This is a genomic window from Endozoicomonas sp. G2_1 (assembly GCF_017744155.1).
Classification (GTDB): domain Bacteria; phylum Pseudomonadota; class Gammaproteobacteria; order Enterobacterales; family Alteromonadaceae; genus JAGHQT01.
In genome coordinates, this window is the sequence record NZ_JAGHQT010000003.1 from 203693 (window position 1) to 220993 (window position 17301).

Annotated in this window: 12 protein-coding genes and 1 tRNA gene; 2 read left to right on the forward strand and 11 right to left on the reverse strand. The window is 41.7% G+C overall.

Annotation, left to right across the window (positions count from 1 at the left end):
* The first annotated feature begins 28 nt into the window (after window positions 1–28).
* A complete protein-coding gene (locus J7384_RS06025) occupies window positions 29–2386 on the forward strand; it encodes a TonB-dependent receptor (protein WP_209112099.1) in 2358 nt (785 codons plus the stop codon).
* Window positions 2387–2522: 136 nt separating this feature from the next.
* On the opposite strand, the gene J7384_RS06030 is transcribed toward J7384_RS06025, so the two are convergent.
* From J7384_RS06030 to J7384_RS06040, 3 genes are all read right to left on the reverse strand, one after another.
* Window positions 2523–4094 carry a PepSY-associated TM helix domain-containing protein gene (locus tag J7384_RS06030; protein WP_209112101.1) on the reverse strand — a complete coding sequence of 524 codons (1572 nt, stop codon included), beginning with the start codon at window positions 4092–4094 and terminating at the stop codon, window positions 2523–2525.
* A 716-nt stretch (window positions 4095–4810) separates the two neighbouring features.
* The gene (locus tag J7384_RS06035; RefSeq protein WP_209112103.1) at window positions 4811–5896 is read right to left on the reverse strand and encodes an MBL fold metallo-hydrolase; all 1086 of its coding nucleotides are present in this window, start codon (window positions 5894–5896) and stop codon (window positions 4811–4813) included.
* Between the two features lie 406 nt (window positions 5897–6302).
* A tRNA-His gene (locus J7384_RS06040) sits at window positions 6303–6378 on the reverse strand.
* 133 nt (window positions 6379–6511) lie between these two features.
* Between J7384_RS06040 and J7384_RS06045 the strand changes: the two genes are divergently transcribed.
* On the forward strand, window positions 6512–7066 hold the full coding sequence (locus J7384_RS06045) for a DUF1285 domain-containing protein (RefSeq protein ID WP_209112105.1): 555 nt from the start codon (window positions 6512–6514) through the stop codon (window positions 7064–7066).
* Window positions 7067–7110: 44 nt separating this feature from the next.
* On the opposite strand, the gene hemN is transcribed toward J7384_RS06045, so the two are convergent.
* The 8 genes from hemN to J7384_RS06085 all read right to left on the reverse strand — a co-directional run bounded on the left by hemN (window position 7111) and on the right by J7384_RS06085 (window position 17233).
* Window positions 7111–8481: an oxygen-independent coproporphyrinogen III oxidase gene (gene hemN, locus J7384_RS06050; RefSeq protein ID WP_209112107.1), complete on the reverse strand. Its 1371-nt coding sequence runs from the start codon at window positions 8479–8481 to the stop codon at window positions 7111–7113.
* A gap of 141 nt (window positions 8482–8622) precedes the next feature.
* A complete protein-coding gene (locus J7384_RS06055; protein WP_209112109.1) occupies window positions 8623–9120 on the reverse strand; it encodes a DUF2489 domain-containing protein in 498 nt (165 codons plus the stop codon).
* A gap of 14 nt (window positions 9121–9134) precedes the next feature.
* Complete coding sequence (gene yihI, locus J7384_RS06060) at window positions 9135–9701, reverse strand: Der GTPase-activating protein YihI (protein ID WP_209112111.1); 567 nt, start codon at window positions 9699–9701, stop codon at window positions 9135–9137.
* 476 nt (window positions 9702–10177) lie between these two features.
* The gene (locus J7384_RS06065) at window positions 10178–11419 is read right to left on the reverse strand and encodes a hypothetical protein (RefSeq protein WP_209112113.1); all 1242 of its coding nucleotides are present in this window, start codon (window positions 11417–11419) and stop codon (window positions 10178–10180) included.
* On the reverse strand, window positions 11419–13677 hold the full coding sequence (locus J7384_RS06070) for a GGDEF domain-containing protein (protein WP_247741655.1): 2259 nt from the start codon (window positions 13675–13677) through the stop codon (window positions 11419–11421). The genes J7384_RS06065 and J7384_RS06070 overlap by 1 nt, the downstream gene beginning before the upstream one ends.
* Before the next feature lie 90 nt (window positions 13678–13767).
* On the reverse strand, window positions 13768–14412 hold the full coding sequence (locus J7384_RS06075; protein ID WP_209112117.1) for a hypothetical protein: 645 nt from the start codon (window positions 14410–14412) through the stop codon (window positions 13768–13770).
* Between the two features lie 339 nt (window positions 14413–14751).
* Window positions 14752–15282 (reverse strand): VOC family protein, encoded by a 531-nt coding sequence (locus J7384_RS06080; RefSeq protein WP_209112119.1) that lies wholly within the window; start codon window positions 15280–15282, stop codon window positions 14752–14754.
* A 166-nt stretch (window positions 15283–15448) separates the two neighbouring features.
* On the reverse strand, window positions 15449–17233 hold the full coding sequence (locus J7384_RS06085) for a PDZ domain-containing protein (RefSeq protein WP_209112121.1): 1785 nt from the start codon (window positions 17231–17233) through the stop codon (window positions 15449–15451).
* Window positions 17234–17301 lie beyond the last annotated feature (68 nt).

A 17301-nucleotide genomic window follows, 5' to 3' on the forward strand; every position in this document is an offset into this window, starting at 1 on the left:
AATTATCATTAATATTATATGGATGAACATGAAATACTCAAATATTACTTGTGCAGTTAAACTTGCATTAACAGGAGCCATTCTCACCTCTAACATCGCAATTGCTGATGATGAAAAAATAGAAACCATTACCGTTACCGGTCAAAAAATCGATAGAAGCTTACAAGAGACGCCTGCTAGTGTTGCGGTTGTCACTAATCAGCAAATTGAGCAACAAAACCTAATTGATATGTTCGATGTTTTGGAGCAAATGCCAAATGTTTCGGGTGATTTGGGTGGTGGTTTCACTATTCGCGGTATTGACGCCTTTAATGTCTCTGGCGGCGGTAATAGCTTTTTAACTAGCGTCTACGTTGATGGTGCTATTTTGCCACGGAGAATGATTGAGCAGGGCGGTTTCTCTGCTTGGGATGTTGAACAAGTTGAAGTGTTGCGCGGTCCGCAGTCTACTTTACAGGGCCGAAATGCGCTCGCAGGTGCAATCGTGATGCGCACGACAAGGCCGACTTATGAGTGGCAAGGTAAAGCCAGGCTTGCTGCTGGTGAGTACGGTCGTCGCGATGCCGCTGTTGCCGTTGGTGGCGAACTAGTCGACAACCAAGTCGCGTTTAGGTTTAGTGGTGAAAAGAACAGTTTTGACGGCTTTAACTACAATGTTACTCGCAATGAAGATTCGGACTTTAACGACAATGAAACCTATCGCTTAAAGTTTTTATATGAGCCGCAAGGCGTAGAAGATTTATCGTTTTTATTCAGCTATACCTACAACGAAAGTGAAATAGGTCCGCAGTGGACTCAATTTAGAGAAAATGTTGATTTATTTGAGAATCGTCGTGTCTTTTTTAATGATCCAATCATTGAGTTTACTAAAAATAACATCTACAACTTAGAAGTTGACTACGACATTGATGAATACTGGTCATTAGCATCGGTAACCACTCATATAAATGCTTACTATGGTTACGTTTGGGATAACGATACCGGACCTCAACCGCTGGCAACACAAGCAGATGATCGCAGTGACGATACCTTTAGCCAAGAACTGCGTTTTATTTATCAAGGTGATGATCTACAAGCAGTATTTGGCGCTTATTACACCGATTTAGACGTCAATGATGATTACGCAGGTACGTCACAAGTGAGCTTAAGTGATGCTGGCATACCGAGATTATTAGTTGGCAGTTTGGTGCAACAAGGCTTGCCAGTTGCGCAGGCTAATCAAGTGGCTAATCAAATTTTGACCTTATACCGCCAATTTGATCCTGCGTTGACAAATTTAACGCAAAGTTTGCAGCAATCAGTCGCTAGTGCCGCACTTTACGCAGATTTTACGTATCAACTCAATGATCATTGGAGAGTTTTTGGTGGTTTGCGTTATGACCGAGAAGAACAGGAAAATGCCACCAGTAATTCGGTTGAAATATTGAACCAGAATTTACTGCCAAACCCACAAACACTTGGTCTTGATCCATTGACCACTCAAATTGTTACTGGCTTAAACGGTGCTATTTTACAAAACGCGCGAAATGCTTCAGGCAACGAACCTCTGACTGATGAAACCTTTAGCGCTTGGTTGCCTAAATTAGGCGTTACTTACTTGTGGAATGACGATTTATCGGCACATTTTACCTATCAAAAAGGTTATCGCTCTGGTGGTGTTGGCTTTAACATCGCGCGAAGTGAAATTTTTACTTATGATCAAGAATACACTGACAACTATGAACTTTCATTGCGTTCAGTATGGCTTGATGGCACCTTGGTCGCTAATGCCAATGTGTTTTATCTCGACTGGACTGATCAGCAAGTTAATACTCAGCTTAGCTCTAATCGCTTTGACCGCGTAACTGAAAACGTTGGTAGCTCAAATCTCAAAGGTTTTGAAGTTGAAGTGTTTTATCACCTTAATGACCAATGGCGCTTAACAGCGGGTGTCGGTTTGGCAAAAAGCGAATTTGATCAGTTTATCGTCGCAGTGCCTGGCGAACCTATTATTGATTTGTCTGGTCGCACTTTTGGTGGCGCACCTGAATGGACAGCTAATTTTGCGTTAAACTACGACAGTGGCGAAGGTTTATTTGGCAACATCAATGCAAACTTTGCCAACAGTCATGACGCCAGCAATAACCCATATCGAAATGGCTTAACCGAAGGTGATGAAGGTTTTGATCCACAAAATGACGCGCGTATCTTAGTAAATGCTAGATTGGGCTACAACTGGGAAAATTGGGGCGTTTTTGCCTCTGTGACTAACTTATTTGATAAAGACTTTATTGACGCAGCTAATATCAATCGCGGCCGCGATCGCGGTGCGAATAGCGATAATCAGGGTTCACAAGTACTTGGTGAGCCAAGACAAGTTAGCTTGAATCTTACCTATAAATTTTAATTTTTAGCCTTAATTTCTGGTTAAATAAAAACCTCCTGAGTTGTACTTAGGAGGTTTTTTTTGTCTGTCTTTGAGGTTATTCGTCGTTGTTTGCACTCAATAACGACTCTGTTTTAGATATCTGTGACTTTGCTCATTATGCGGTTTGAGGACGACTGAATTCAGTTACTTCAATTGTTTGCTCTGGTTTTTTGACCGCAATACTCTTCGCAATACGCCATGCACAAAGCGCAAAAATGACCAGTATACTCTCGACGAGCAATACGTCGTATCGACCCTGACTAAGCAAGTTTAAAATGTTTCGGCTTGCTAATGACCAGTCGAGCACTGGCACCAATAGCATCACCGCGGCACTTGCCCTCAGTAGCAGTACGGATAAGGCTTGTTGTTTTTTACTGCTAAATGCCAACACAAGTGATAGCAGTAACGTGATAAACCAAATCAGTTCAATGGTAAAACTGCGCTCAGCAAAGGTTTCTGGTAGTAACCGGGCACTGGCAAAACCAAGTGCTGTCGCTAACATTGCTCCCAAAAAAATACCTGTGGTCATTGCTCTAACAAGGTGTAATCCCGCTTTACTTTGACGCTTGTTTTTCGCTCGTTTTGCTAACCACATTAAGTTACCGGTTAAAATGATGTAGCAGGTACCAATCGCTAAAACGAAAAAGACGAGTTTCAAACCGTAACCTGCGAAGCTGCCAAAGTGCAAATTAGCGATAACATCTAAGCCACCGCGAACGTCGTTATCGTAGTTGTCGAGAGTTTTGTAGAGTACTTCACCGTCTTTAACCGATACTTTTAACTCTTTCCGAACAGAAAATTGAGTCGGATCTTTGGCTCGAAAGGTCATTGTTGCAGCTTGATCGCCGAAGTTATCAAAACTGACAAATTGAATCTCAACAGGCGCGAGCTCTTGGTGCGCTTTGACCAATAGTGAATCCAAATTACTCATTGGCATTGGTTGGTTGAGCTCTTGTTTAGGTTCAATGACAAAACCTGCGTCTTTTAGCAAGGCGTTTTGGTCGCCCTGATACAACACTACTGCATAAGCGATTTGATAAACAATCACCATATTAAATACTAAGCCGGTGAAAGCGTACATAATGTGAAATGGTAAGCCCATTACTCCAATGAGGTTGTGACCATCGAGCCATTTATCTTTTTTGCCATCTTTTCGATATTTGAAAAAGTTGCTCGCTATTTTGCGCCAATGAATGACGATACCGCTCATAATCGCAATGAAGAAAAACAGCGTAATAGTACCGACGATATACAAGCCATAGCCTGGTATTTTTAAATTGACATGAAGTTCATATAAAAAGTCACCAAAGGTAAAACGACTGCCATCAGCAAGCACTTCTCCGGTTTCACTTGAAACAATCACATTGTAGTCAATTTCATTGCCGTGCTCGTCTTCTTCAGCAAAGTAAACTTCGTAGTGTGGGGCACTTGGCTTAGGCATGCGAATGAAAATTGGATGATGCTGATCTATTTGATAATTACTATCTATAGTGGCAACGACTTTGTCTAAACTGACTAAGGTTCCTGGCATTGCCTGTGGGTAAACGGTATCGCGTTCCCAGGCAATAATATTGTCTCGATATAAGCTAAATGCTCCACCGAGAAAAACAATAAATAATACGGTTGATATCACTAAACCAACCCAAGCGTGCGCATTGGTAAGCGCTGATAAAGATTCTCTTTTCACGGTTTAGCTACCTAACGTAAAGTAAAATGATATTAAGAACAACAGAGGGCACAAGAACCTTGGTTAGCCTTAACCAAGCTTGTTTATTTGAAGTACTGCTATAGCACCAAACTTGAATACCAGCCCAAATAGGAAAAGAAATGATTAAGCCAATTAACAGCAAAGTATCAACTTTTAAGGGCAAGATCAGATTGATGTTAAGTGCTATCGACGCCGAAATAACCAACCCCAAAAAGAACCCTAATAAGGTTTTGTGTAGCATATTACTGAACCTCCATTAGTGTTAACAATAAGCACATTAATGTAACGACTGCTGTTAACCAAAGTGTGTAGCGTTTGTGGTAAGCGCTGACAATGGTTTGCAATGGCAGAAAGGTAAAAACAGCTATTGAGCATGCAATCACTGCACTTGTGGTAGGGAAATTAGTATTGGTTAGGGCAATACTGAAGGTAAAAAATACTATCGATAAGCTGTAGCTGTATAGTGTTGGTAGCCTTTTCGACCATAGTTGTTGACGTTCACTGCCACTGTATAGTGTCAGGCAAGCAAACCATGCTGAAATTAATCCTATGAACATTGTTAATTATAAAAGTGATAATGATTTCTATTTATATTAATTTATTGTTCTAAGATTAATCAAGCCTGTTTACCTTTTTATCATAAAACAGTTAACCGATTTGGAGATAAAAAGCAGCGAAATAACGGCTAGTTGACGCTAAAACTTTATTTCTTCGCCCTCATTGAGAATGTACAAAGGTCTTTGAGTTGTATGTTGACGGTGCATTTTTAACAAACGCAACAAGGCTGAGTGGCTGCTGTGATCGCCCATTTTCCAACTGGCATTACCGTAGCCCCAAGGCACAATAACTTTGCAGTTTAGATCGTCGGCGGCAACAAGAGCATCTTCTGGTGTCATGTGAACATAACGATACCAACGGCCATTGTCTGGATGATAGTATGAAGCTATCGGTAATAAACAAACGTCGATATCGCCATAGCGTTGTTGAATGTCTTTAAAGTGCTTTGAGTAGCCAGTATCTCCAGCGAAAAACAAGCGTTTGCCATTTTGTTCTAGTAACCAGCCGCCCCATAAGCTGGCATCGTTATCTTCGTATATAAATGGCACTAAAATTCGATTACTAAAATGATGAGCAGGAACAAAACTAACTTTTAGTTCGTTTAGTTTAGTGTCGCTAAACCAGGCCATTTCTTTTATCTTGTAACCATCTTGTTCGAAATGGTCGGCAAAACCAAGCGGCGTGTAATAGTTAATACTATTCCCTAAATCATTAATATCGGCTTTATTGAAATGATCGTAGTGAATGTGTGAATACATTACGGCATCTATTTGTTCAAGTGCATTTTCACTCAGCCAGGCGCCGGGCTTACGGTTAAAGCCAACAGCAAGACGAAACGCCCAATTGACCGGCCAATCAAATTGTTTGCTGACAGGGTCGAATAATACGCCGGTGCCATCTGCGCTAGTAATGTGAAAACCCGCGTGGCCGAGCCAACGGACTGTGAAGCCAGCGTTGAGGTTAGGATTGGTTTGCTGACCAACAAACTGACAGTTTTCGCCGTGAGTTTGGCATTCAATTACACTGCTTGTTGGGTAACAGTCTTCTTGGCAGGTAATAGGGTATTGCTTTTCACTCGGGTGCAAATTGTCAAAGCGGACTCGGTCAGGCGAATTTTTCTGGTATACGATGACCGACTGGCTCGATTCGATGCGTTCAACCTGATTGGTATTGCTGCAACTAAATAATAACGTTGCTAACAGAAAAACACTGGCCGACTTCATTAAGATTCTCTAACAAGGTTTCTAAATTGTTAATATTAAAGCAGTGTATATGTTGACGCTATGTCTTGATTGTTGCAAAAGGTTAATTTAATCGAAAGAAGCAATAGCACTAGTAAAATCACAAGGTGATTACACAGTGCAGTATCGACAAAAAAGAAATAAAATTGAGGAAGTAAGATGGGGTGGCTGATGGAGTTTGAACCCACGCCAATCAAAATTAGCAGAATCACAAGGTGATTACGCAGTCGTGGCAGATGTACTTAGTGGAAATAGAATAAAAGAATCAATAAAATGGGGTAGCTGATGAAGTTTTAACTCACGCCAACCAAAATTAGCAGAATCACAAGGTGGTTACGCAGTCGTGGCAGATGTGCTTAATGGAAATAGAATAAAGGAATAAATAAAATGGGGTGGCTGATGGGACTTGAACCCACGACAACCGGAATCACAATCCGGGGCTCTACCAACTGAGCTACAGCCACCACTGAGGTCTGTACTGTTTATGAGCTTGTCGTAAACAGTGCGCGAATTCTATAGATTTAGCCTTTTTTTGGCAAGCGTATTTTGTTAATTTTGCTAAAATTATTGCATTAACATCATTAGTCCATTCTTTTTATGTCATTAGAGCACTTATCTCAACAATTGCTAGATAACAAGGGTCAGCCCTCCACTGAGAAGAAGTTGCCACCGGTAGAATTGTGGAGCCCAGAGTTTTGTGGCGATATTGATCTACAAATTAAAGCTGATGGCACCTGGTTTTATGGTGGCTCGTCATTTAAGCGAATGTCATTAGTTAAACTTTTTGCCTCTGTATTAAAGTTAGAAGAAGCCAATGGCAAACAGAAGTACTTTTTAGTGACACCTGTTGAAAAAGTCGGTATCGAAGTAGAAGACGTGCCATTTGTATTAACGCAATGGCAACAAAGTGCCGACGGTTTAATTGAGTGCAAAACTAATTTAGACGATGAGCTCGTGTTGAATGAGCAACACAAGTTATTGCTTACTGAAGACGATCAGCTTTATGTCACAGTGCGAAGAAATTTGCTGGCGCGAGTTCATCGCAACGTATATTACCAATGGCTTGAAACTGCCCAAGATGAAGCGACAGAGACCGGTAATGAATTAGCCCTTTATAGTGGCGAATACCGTTTTGTGATCGGTCGCTATTAGTTAAAGCAACCACTTAAGAGAATGATTGCTTAACTAATCAGGTGTTAGATAACGCGAGAAAAACGTTGTTGGTTAATGTGTTGCTTCATGTAGGCATCGAAGCTCATACAAATAATGCGAATTAATAAGCGCGCTTTTTGTTTTACTTCGATGTGATCTTTGGTGTTAATCACTAAACCATCGTCAATAAATGTCTCGAGCAAAGGCAAATCAGCGGCGAAGTACTGATCAAAATCGATATTGAACATTTGATTAATTGCGTTTTTATCGAGAAATAAGTTACACATTAATGACTTAATCACCTCTCCGCGAATTAGGTCATCGTGGTTGAGCATCAAACCTTTTTCTAGGGCATGATCTTGTTGTTCAATGGCTTGATAGTAACCCTTGAGCTCTTTGATATTTTGGCTGTAACTATTGCCAATAGCACTAATCGCCGACACACCAAAACCTAATAAATCGCAATGCCCCTGGGTGGTATAGCCCTGAAAGTTACGATGCAATTTACCTTGCTGCTGCGCTTTGGCGAGTTCATCGTTAGGCTTGGCGAAGTGGTCCATACCAATAAATTCGTAGCCATAATCACAAAGCGTTTCCACTGCAAGTTTCATTAAATTGAACTTTTCTTGTGTATTTGGCAACCATTCGTCTTTCAGTTTGCGCTGGGCGGCGAAGCGTTGTGGTAAGTGCGCATAACTAAACAGCGAAATGCGATCAACATCCATTAATTTGATATCAGCTAAGGTTTTACCAAAGGTTTGTTCAGTTTGATGGGGCAAACCGTAGATCAAATCTACATTGACTGAATTAAAGCCAACGGCGCGTGCTTGTTTAATGAAATCAGCGATAAATTGGGTATCTTGTCTACGGTTTATCGCGTCTTGCACTTTTTCATCGGTATCTTGCACGCCGATACTCAGGCGATTAAAGCCTTGTTTAGCTAAATGGTCTGCCAAATCCAGTTCGATTTCTCTCGGGTCGACTTCAATACTCATTTCCATGTTGTCGGCACAAGTAAAGTTGTCGGTCAGTAAATTCACCAATTGGCTAATTTGTGCTTTGGTCAAAAAGCTCGGCGTACCGCCACCCCAGTGTATTTGCGATACGGTATAGTCTTTAAAAAGCGGCGCTCGTTGTCTAATTTCACGAGCGAGGAATTCGAGATAGATATCAGCCTTGTCGCGGTGGCGAGTGACAACTTTATTACAGCCGCAGTAATAGCAAAGGCTGTGGCAAAACGGAATATGAACGTAGAGCGATAATTCTCTGTTAGCTGAATTGGCAACCGCTTGAGCAAACTGAACCTGGTTAAATTGATCGTTGAACTCTAGTGCCGTCGGGTACGAGGTGTAGCGCGGTCCGCTAGTGTTGTACTTTTGTAGGAGTGTTTGATCAAAAAATTGGCTGGCTTGCATAGTTGTATTACCCGATAAGACATGATGAAATTTTATCAAACTGGTCTTATCGGGTTTTGATCAAGCGCAAGCTTTTGACACTTTTGGACGTCAGATTTGGTTTTGGGCTTTGCAGGCATTCAGGCCCTGGGAAAGGTGAGCTTAGCTAGGCTCACTCAATGCCGATAAACGCTCTTGGCTGTATTGTGCTAATAAAATTAAATCAGCATCAATTTTATCACTTAACTCTGATTCAGCTTTCATGCGCACTAGATCTTGCTTCATGCGCTCTTTTTTCTTGAGTGCTTTGCGGGCATCGAGAATATCGAGTGCTTGGATGCGGCTATATAACTCAAAAACAGCAGGGAACTGGCTCGACAAATCGCTACTGAGCTTGAGTGACTCAAGCAAAACACTCAAGCGCCAACAGCCTTCACTCAAGTCGCACTGCTGCTCTTGCATCGCTTTGACGATAATAGTGACACTCTTGAGTACTTTGCTATCGTGTTTCTTGAGTGCTTGTTGTTTATCACGTTCAGCTTCTGCTTGAGCGCGTTGCTGCTGTTTGACTTGAGAAAGCAAGCGGCCAGCATAAATGCTTAAGCCAATAATGATTGCAACACCGACTAAGCTGAGATAAAACCACGGAGATGACAACATTGTATTAGACTCGTTTATTCAGTTTCAGAAAAGTCGTAGTCATCACTGTTGAACTTCTGCCAGAGCTCTTCTTCAGAGAGTGAATCATCATCATTGTCTTGCGTGCTTTCCAGGGCTTCGTCGTTATCTTGATCGGCGCCGAGTTGTTCGCTAATGCGCTGGTATTCATCCATTTGTTGATTGTAGTAATCAACATCGGTTTGACTCAATTCTTGGCCGTTTTCTTGTTGTTCAGTGATCGACCACAAGCGCTCATCATTTTCGATAGCTGCCAGCTGTTCGGCCAAACTCATAGGCTCAGGCGCTTTTTTAATGGCGGCAATAGCACTATGGTTGTTAGAAGACTTTGGTGCTTTCGGCGTTTCTTTGATTAGTACAATTGGTGTTTTACTACCAATACGAGGATCTTTTGCCGTTTTATTTGTCGGTTGCTTCTGCTTTTTAACCGCGACTTGCTGCTTGTTGCCACTTTTTAAGCCAGTTTTTTTCTTAGGCTTTTTGTCTTTACTCGAAAATAAAGCATCTTTTGGCGTGCTAATAATAGTAGCCTTTGGCTTTCTAGATTTCTTTTGGCGAGTCATATTTTTTGCTATTACGAAGATTATACCGCTATTTTACGGCAATTATGGTCAGATAGAAATGAAAAAAGCGATGACAATGTCATCGCTTTCGGAGAGTTGGTTCCAATACTGAGTTATCCTAACCTTATTATTTTTCCCTTATATTTGACGTTTTCCGTCTTATTATTATTGGCTTCCGTTATTATTCTTATATATTTCTTGTTATCGATCTTCCTGATACTTTTTGTGCTATCCGTATATTGTCTGTCACCTAGACTGCATTAATCGTCCTGTTCAAAATACAACCATCCGTATTACAAAAATTTCATCAGTTACAACTTTGATATTTTGCTATCCGTGCACCTTGTCCGTTTTTGCGCTGTTTTCATAACAGTTGGCTATACTCTACTCAAATTAATTTATACATCAAGCGTTAAATGACATTTTTTTTAACATTTTTTTACCATTTTCGCTAAGTTTATGATTTTTAGAGAAACTTAGTGGTTAAAAAAGTAGCGTGCCGACAGCTGAAGTTGGCGTTCTGTGGTGTCAACAGGTAGGTCGATGTAACTTCTACTCGGTCGCCAGCTGTCAATCCAGTTGTATTCTGTGCTCAAAAACCAACCTTTTGACAGTCGATATTGATAACTGAAGGTTGCAGCTTTACCGTATTCGTCATTATTGTCTAGCTCGGTTGAGTCTCTATCATCAACAGAAAACTCTTCTAAACGCACGCTAAAGCGATGCTTTTTTTGCCAGCGTTTACTGAGCATGACATAGCCACTGCCATAACCAGCATTGACAATGTCTTGCCTTTGCAAGTTTTGCATCAGCGTATCACCGTGTAAATACTGCCACGTTAGCTCTAGGTCATGGTCAAATCGCCAGCGACCACCTAAGTGGTAAAAGCGCGTTTTCCAGCCGTAGTTGCCTTGTTCAATCAAAAATGGTTTTGCTTGATTGTCGTAGTAACCAAATGAAAAACTGCCTTTGCGGCGCTTTTTCCATTCACCACTGACGTGAAAACCGGGATTGCCATCAACATCTCGAAATGGATCCGATTCACTTGCTTGGTCTACCAACTCTGGCGATAACCTCGGTGGAAATGGTCGTGATTCGTGATAAAGCGTTTGTCTAACACTTTGTGTCCAGCCATGCCAAGCGAGCAAAGCACCTGTTGGATCGTTATTCTTAAAAACTGTCGCAGTTAGTGATAAATCATAACTTTTACCAGCAAATTTACCGAGTTTCGTTAACTTTCCTTCAAGGCCTGCAACTCTAACTTCCTCGCCAATCCAAGTATTTAACGTTGAACCAGTCAAGGTGTCTTTACTGGCCCAGCCAGTAGCAACGTGCTCTAGTGAAATTGCAGGATAAAAAACACCAATGCGACTACTTAAGCGATAGCCCCCTTCTGATGGCAATCCTTGATACTTAAAAAATGCTTCGGTTAGGCCAATGGCATCGTCTTCACCGTCTAAATAGCCATTGGCAACTACCCGAGCCGACCAGTGATCATTTATACCGATGTTAGCTTCAAGGCCTGCGTGTGCAATTGACAAGCGAGTGCCATCTGAGTAGCGGAATTTACCTAAACCACCTTTAATGTAGCTGTCGCTAGAGGAAGTTGATGTCAGTCGAAAATCGATAATGCCTTTGGTTTCAATACTCAGGGATTGCGCAATAATTGAATTAGAGGTGAGGGCGGATAAAAATGTAAGTAATGCAAGTTTCTTCATTAGGCCAGTTGTGGATAGTATTGCGTTAATTGCTCGGCAGAGTCAGCCAGCCAAGTGCTGAGTTCATCTGCTGGCACAGGCCGACTAATAAAGAAGCCCTGCGCCAACGTGCAATGATGTTCTGCTAGCCATTTTAAACTAAATTCGTCTTCAACGCCTTCGGCAACTATGGTTAGTCCCATGTTTCGGGCTAGCTCAATAGTTGATTTTACTATAATTTGATCGTCTTGGTCATTGGCTAATTTCATGACAAATGACTTATCGATCTTAAGCTCATGAACTGGCAAGTGTTTTAATTGCGCTAAAGATGAATAACCTGTGCCATAATCATCAATAGAGAGATGAATCCCGTGCTCTTTAAATCGAGATAACAGGGCAATGGCTGCTTCTGGGTCATCAACGACGGCACTTTCTGTTACTTCAAGGGTAAAACAACTTGGGTCTAAATTGTGCTCGGTAAAACAGTCGCAAACAAGTGGGTAAAATTCTGGGTCTTTTAAATTTTCAGCTGAAATATTAATCGCCATATTGAGCATGATACCTTGCTCACGCCATGCTAGGTGTTGTCTTACTGCTTCGTGGAAAACCCAACGAGTTAATGCGTTTATTTGACCGGTTTGTTCAGCTAGATGGATAAATTTATCCGGTGGCACCATACCCAGAGTTGGGTGGAACCAACGTACTAATGCTTCAACATGGGTGACTTTTTGCAACTGTAAATTCATTTTTGGCTGATAAAATAATGTCAGTTGGTTGTCACTGATCGCTGTTTTTAAGTCGTTGATCAAGCTCAAACGCTCTACCGTGTTGCTATCTTGGCTTGGATCGTAGATTTCAAAATCATGTCTTTTTTGACGACAGTGGTGCAATGCTGTGTCAGCTTTTTGCAGCAGCAATAAAGTATCTGCCTGATGCTCTGGATAAAAAGCAATACCAACTCTTACTTGCAACTGAAGGGCAATACCTTGATAAGTAAAGCTCTTGTGCAAACTGTCGTGAATAATATCCATAGTCGCATTGATATTATCAGCGGTTGTACTCTGACAAATAATAGCGAATTCGTCAGCGCCTAAATGGGCGACTAAATTCAATGCTTTAATTTGATTAAGGCGTTTGCCAACTTCGATAATGACCTTGTCACCGGCATCGTGCCCCAAGGTGTCGTTAACATCTTTTAGTCGGCATATATTAAGGTGCATTAAGCAGAAACTTTCGTGCTGTTTGCCCAGCTGACTCAAGGTTAACTTGAGCATATTGCGGTTTGGCAAGTCAGTTAATTGGTCGTGGTAAGCGCGGTGGGAAATAGTATTCTCACGTGCCAATATCGCCTGTTGCATCACATTAAACTCGTTAGCAAGCTGGCCGAGTTCACTTTTGTCAGCAATTTTCACGGTTTGATTGTAATCACCCGCAGCGAGTTTTTTCGCTTGTTCAACCAATGCTTTAACCGGCTTGGTGATGCCTGCCGCAATCAAATAAGCACCGGTTAGCGACAGCATCAAAGTCATGGCTGTTAATAAAAGTAGCTGTACCCAACGATTTTGCAGTAGGGCGACAAAATCGTCACGGGCACCGTGCATCAGGACGAGGTAGTCCGCAGAACCAACAGAAGCAAATTTATAAGCACGAGCGATCACTTCTTCTGATTGTTGGTTAGTGATAATGCGCTCAGATAATTCCAAGTCAACGTCAGTCTGGCTTGAACCTAAGCTGCGCAGCTGGCCATTTTCATTGGCAACAAAGTCGATAATTAAATCGGTCGTTTTACTGAGATTACTTGCTAGTTCTGAGTCTACTCTGAAACCAAAACCAACCCAACCTATAGTGGCAGGGCCTGTTTTAATCGCTGAGAAACTAATTTTATAAATATTACCGTCTAACTGATAAAAGCGACCCGTTTCGCCATCAATTAAAGCACTTAAGTCGCCAAAGGCTTTTTGATGCTCGCTACCTCTACGGATCCTGGTTTTACCATTGTCGTCTTTGTCGGTAATAAGTTGTACTCGAATTAAGCCTGTTTGATCGACAATCATCGCTAGATTCGCAGCGATTCTATTGCGGTGGTTATTCAAAGCGACAGCTAAACTTCTGGCATCTTCATCAAAGTTGTTAATCAGGCCATAATCAAAAGCAACGGTTTCTGCAAAGCCATTGAGGTAAAAACTTCGCGAATCGAATTCAGTCTGGAACAGGGTTTCAGCGTTATTGAGGCGGTTGGTAATAGTGAGTTGTTCATCAGCTTTATTCGATGAATACATGGTCCAAAAGGCCACCCCTTGCACCAGGATGAGCAATAAGACAAAGAACAGAAATATTTTATTCTGTAAGCTTTTCATAGTGCAGGCCGATTACTCGTAATCTGATAAAAAGTCGAAATCGTCATCACTGACTTGCTCCGGGATCGGTGCTAATTTGCCGTTTAATTTTACTGCAATGGTTTTGCCTGCTGCTAGTTCGACGATTTGTTCTTGTTGATTATCAGGCGTTTGTAGCTGAGGGTGCCATACCGTTAATTTGAACTTACCCGATAGTTCTTGCTCAAAGCGAGCAGCACCTTTTTTATTGGTTTTGTTGTATAACGGCGTATCGACCAGTAGTAAATAACCTCCCATCCAGTCGTGGATATTACAGCCCATCGGAACAACGCCAGATTGACTAAAGTCATTCTTATTAATTGTTTGTCCTGCCTTTATTTTGAACGAAAACTTGTTGTCGCCAACAGCAGAATAGATGTGGTGGGTGATATCATCGTCATTTTGAAAACTCACTGCTTGTCCCTTTTGACCAACAGTGAGATAGGGGGTGAAGGCGAGATCTTTTTGTCCAACCTCAATAGTTTCTGGATTATTGGCGTAGGTTTGTCCTTCAAGCGGTGTAAGGTAAACAATGATGTCGGAAACTGCTTTGTTTCTAGCATCCGATACTTGAACTTCTGTCGCTGCTTGAGCAGTGAGCGCCGGTAGCAAAAATAGCGCATAGCGTAAGAATTTCAATTGCTTATCTCCGTGTTGTTTGGTTCTTGCCAATTATTGTTAGTATACGGACGTAATTAACAGACCATAAGGCCAGATAAAAAATTACAACAAAAACAGTTTTTAATAAAGAACTTAAAGGCCAGATATAACTGTACTGTAACCATATGAAAATTTGCAAGATATAGATCAATTTTCTCACGGATAAAATATTATTTTATCGTCTATAGCTTCAATGATTTAGATGGCGAGCAGTAACATAAAGTACGTTTATATTAAACGGTCTGCAATTTTATGCTACTGCAATAAGATTGACGGAGAATTTAGCGGGACGAATACACTTGATTCTTTTGCTGTTCACTATTCCATTTCGTGAAGCCAAGCGGCGTGACGAGGTGCTTTTTTAGTTTTTGACCACTCTTCTATCATCATTGGTGCGACCCGTTTGAGCTCTTGATATTGTTGTTCAGTACCTGTGTTGGCGGCAAGCTCGAGTCGGTGGCCATTTGGATCGAAAAAATAAATCGATTTAAAGACGCCGTGATTAACAGGACCCAGCACTTCAACCCCTTTGCTTTCTAGTGATGCTTTGGCGTCGACTAAGGCATCAAAATTCTCGACTTCAAGGGCGATGTGTTGCACCCAAACCGGAGTGTTTTGGTCACGCCCCATGGTTGGTGAGTTTGGAATTTCAAAAAACGCCAATACGTTGCCCATGCCAGCATCAAGAAAAATATGCATGTAGGGATCTGGCTCTTTTGTCGATGGTACTTCGTTTTCTGCAATGGCAACGGTGAGTTCCATATTGAGTTTATCGCGATACCAGTCGACGGTTTCTTTGGCATCGATGCAACGATAGGCAACGTGATGAAAGCGTTTAATATTAATCATAGAATACAACCACTAGTAAATAGAGTTTTGTTTTAGCACAAAACGAAAATCTGAGGCTATTTTTAGTGCATATTTGATATTGGGCTAGCGTCAGCAATTAACTACAGCTGTAAATAAATAGCTACAGTTAACGCTGACAATGGCGAGTGACGGCTAATGAAAGTCTTTAGCCGATAATTTGCTGCCAGTTTTTAGCTAATGTCTGATCGGTTACTTTGAGTGCGACACCGGCGAGTGGTGAATCGGTAATGATCAGTTGTTCGCTGAGTAGCTGATCATCTCTAAAGTAGTGACAATTAACCGTGCTGCCCTGCGGCAAGTAATTAACCAAGTTTTGCAAAGATTTATCACTTACTTTCATGTTTGCAAGGGCAATAATAATATCATTAACCGCAATGCCAGCTCGCTCGGCTGGTGAATCAGCTAAGACTTGTGTCACTTTTAGGCCTGCTGGCACAGTTTGATAATGAACACCTAGATAAGCTTGATATGCTTGGCTATCTGTCGTTTCTATGCTGTTGAGTTGTTTATACTTAACGGCATTGAAGTTAACGCCAAACGCTTGCAACAATTCAGTTAAACTTAAACGCTCTGCTTGTTCTAAGCAGGCGATAAAGTCGTTACTAATATCCTCTTGGCAGAGGATGTTGGCAATATTGATAAAATCATCTTGGCAGGTGCCTCTAGCAGGCCGGCCAAAGTGGATCCACAGCTCTCTCATTAGCGTGTCTAAACTGTATTGCTGATTTGATTTTTGTCTTATCGTTAAATCAAGCCAGAGTGCAATCAGTGAGCCTTTGGTGTAATAACTAACGATATTATTGACGGCATCAGGACCTTGCTGGTAGAACTTGGTCCAAGCGTTAAAACTCGATGCTTTGACACTTTGTTTAAGCTCACCTTGACCGCGATAAACGCGAGTTGCGGTTTTACTTAGCAACTTTAGATAGTCATCAAAACTGACGATACCTGCGCGGTACAATGAAAAATCGTCGTAATAAGAAGTAATCCCTTCGTACGCCCATAGTTGCTCGGTATAGCTTTCGGTTTGTAACTGATAGGGGACGAATTCTTCAGGTTTTATCCGGCAAACGTTCCAAGCGTGAAAGTACTCATGTGAACACAAACTCAAAAAGGTTTTGTAGCTTTCGGTCAGTTCTTCTACTTTATTTGGGTTGGGCAAGTCAAAACGGCTGGCTTGTAAAATCGTTGAGTTTTTGTGCTCAAGACCGCCAAAACCGCTGGCCTGCAAATGCGTGATAAACCAGTATTCGTCAAATGGTGCCTCGCCGAACAAATTAATGTGGTGTTGGCAAAGCTTAGTTAAATCTTGCGCGATGCGCTGGGTGTCGCCGTAATGCTGGCTGGTGAACACTAAATGATGAATCACCCCTTCAACGGTAAATTCAGTAACGTCAAAATCACCTATTGCCACTGGGCAATCAATAAGCTGGTCGTAGCTTTCAGCGCAGTAGTCACCAAACTGGAACTTTTCTGTACCTTTATTGCGCGGCATACCAGTGGCGACTCGCCAATCTTGCTTGTTATCGACAGGAATTATGGTCAACAGGCACGGTTGGTCGGCAAGCTCTTTAACCGCTAAAAAGGTTGAACTGCCATTAAAAAAGCCCCGTTCACTATCTAAATAGGCTGTTCTCACCGATAAGTCGAACGCAAAGACATGATAACTGACCGACACTTGCTGATCGGTAGCGGTTAATTGCCAGTTTTGCTTATCAAGCTGGCTGATTTCTAGGCTATCACCGTTACTATTGTGCGCGCTTAAACCAATAATATTTTTGGCGAAGTCACGAATCATGTAACTGCCCGGTAACCAAGCAGGTAACTGTAACTGATACGATTTTCCCGGCTCGGCGGCAAAGTTTAATTGAACGTGAAATTGATGATTGTTGGGATTTGGAGCTGATATTTGGTAGTGAATTGCCGACATCTTTTTAACTAGTTTCGCGAAGTAATACGTTTGGCTTCACTCTAGCAGATGTCGGCAGGTATTTCAGT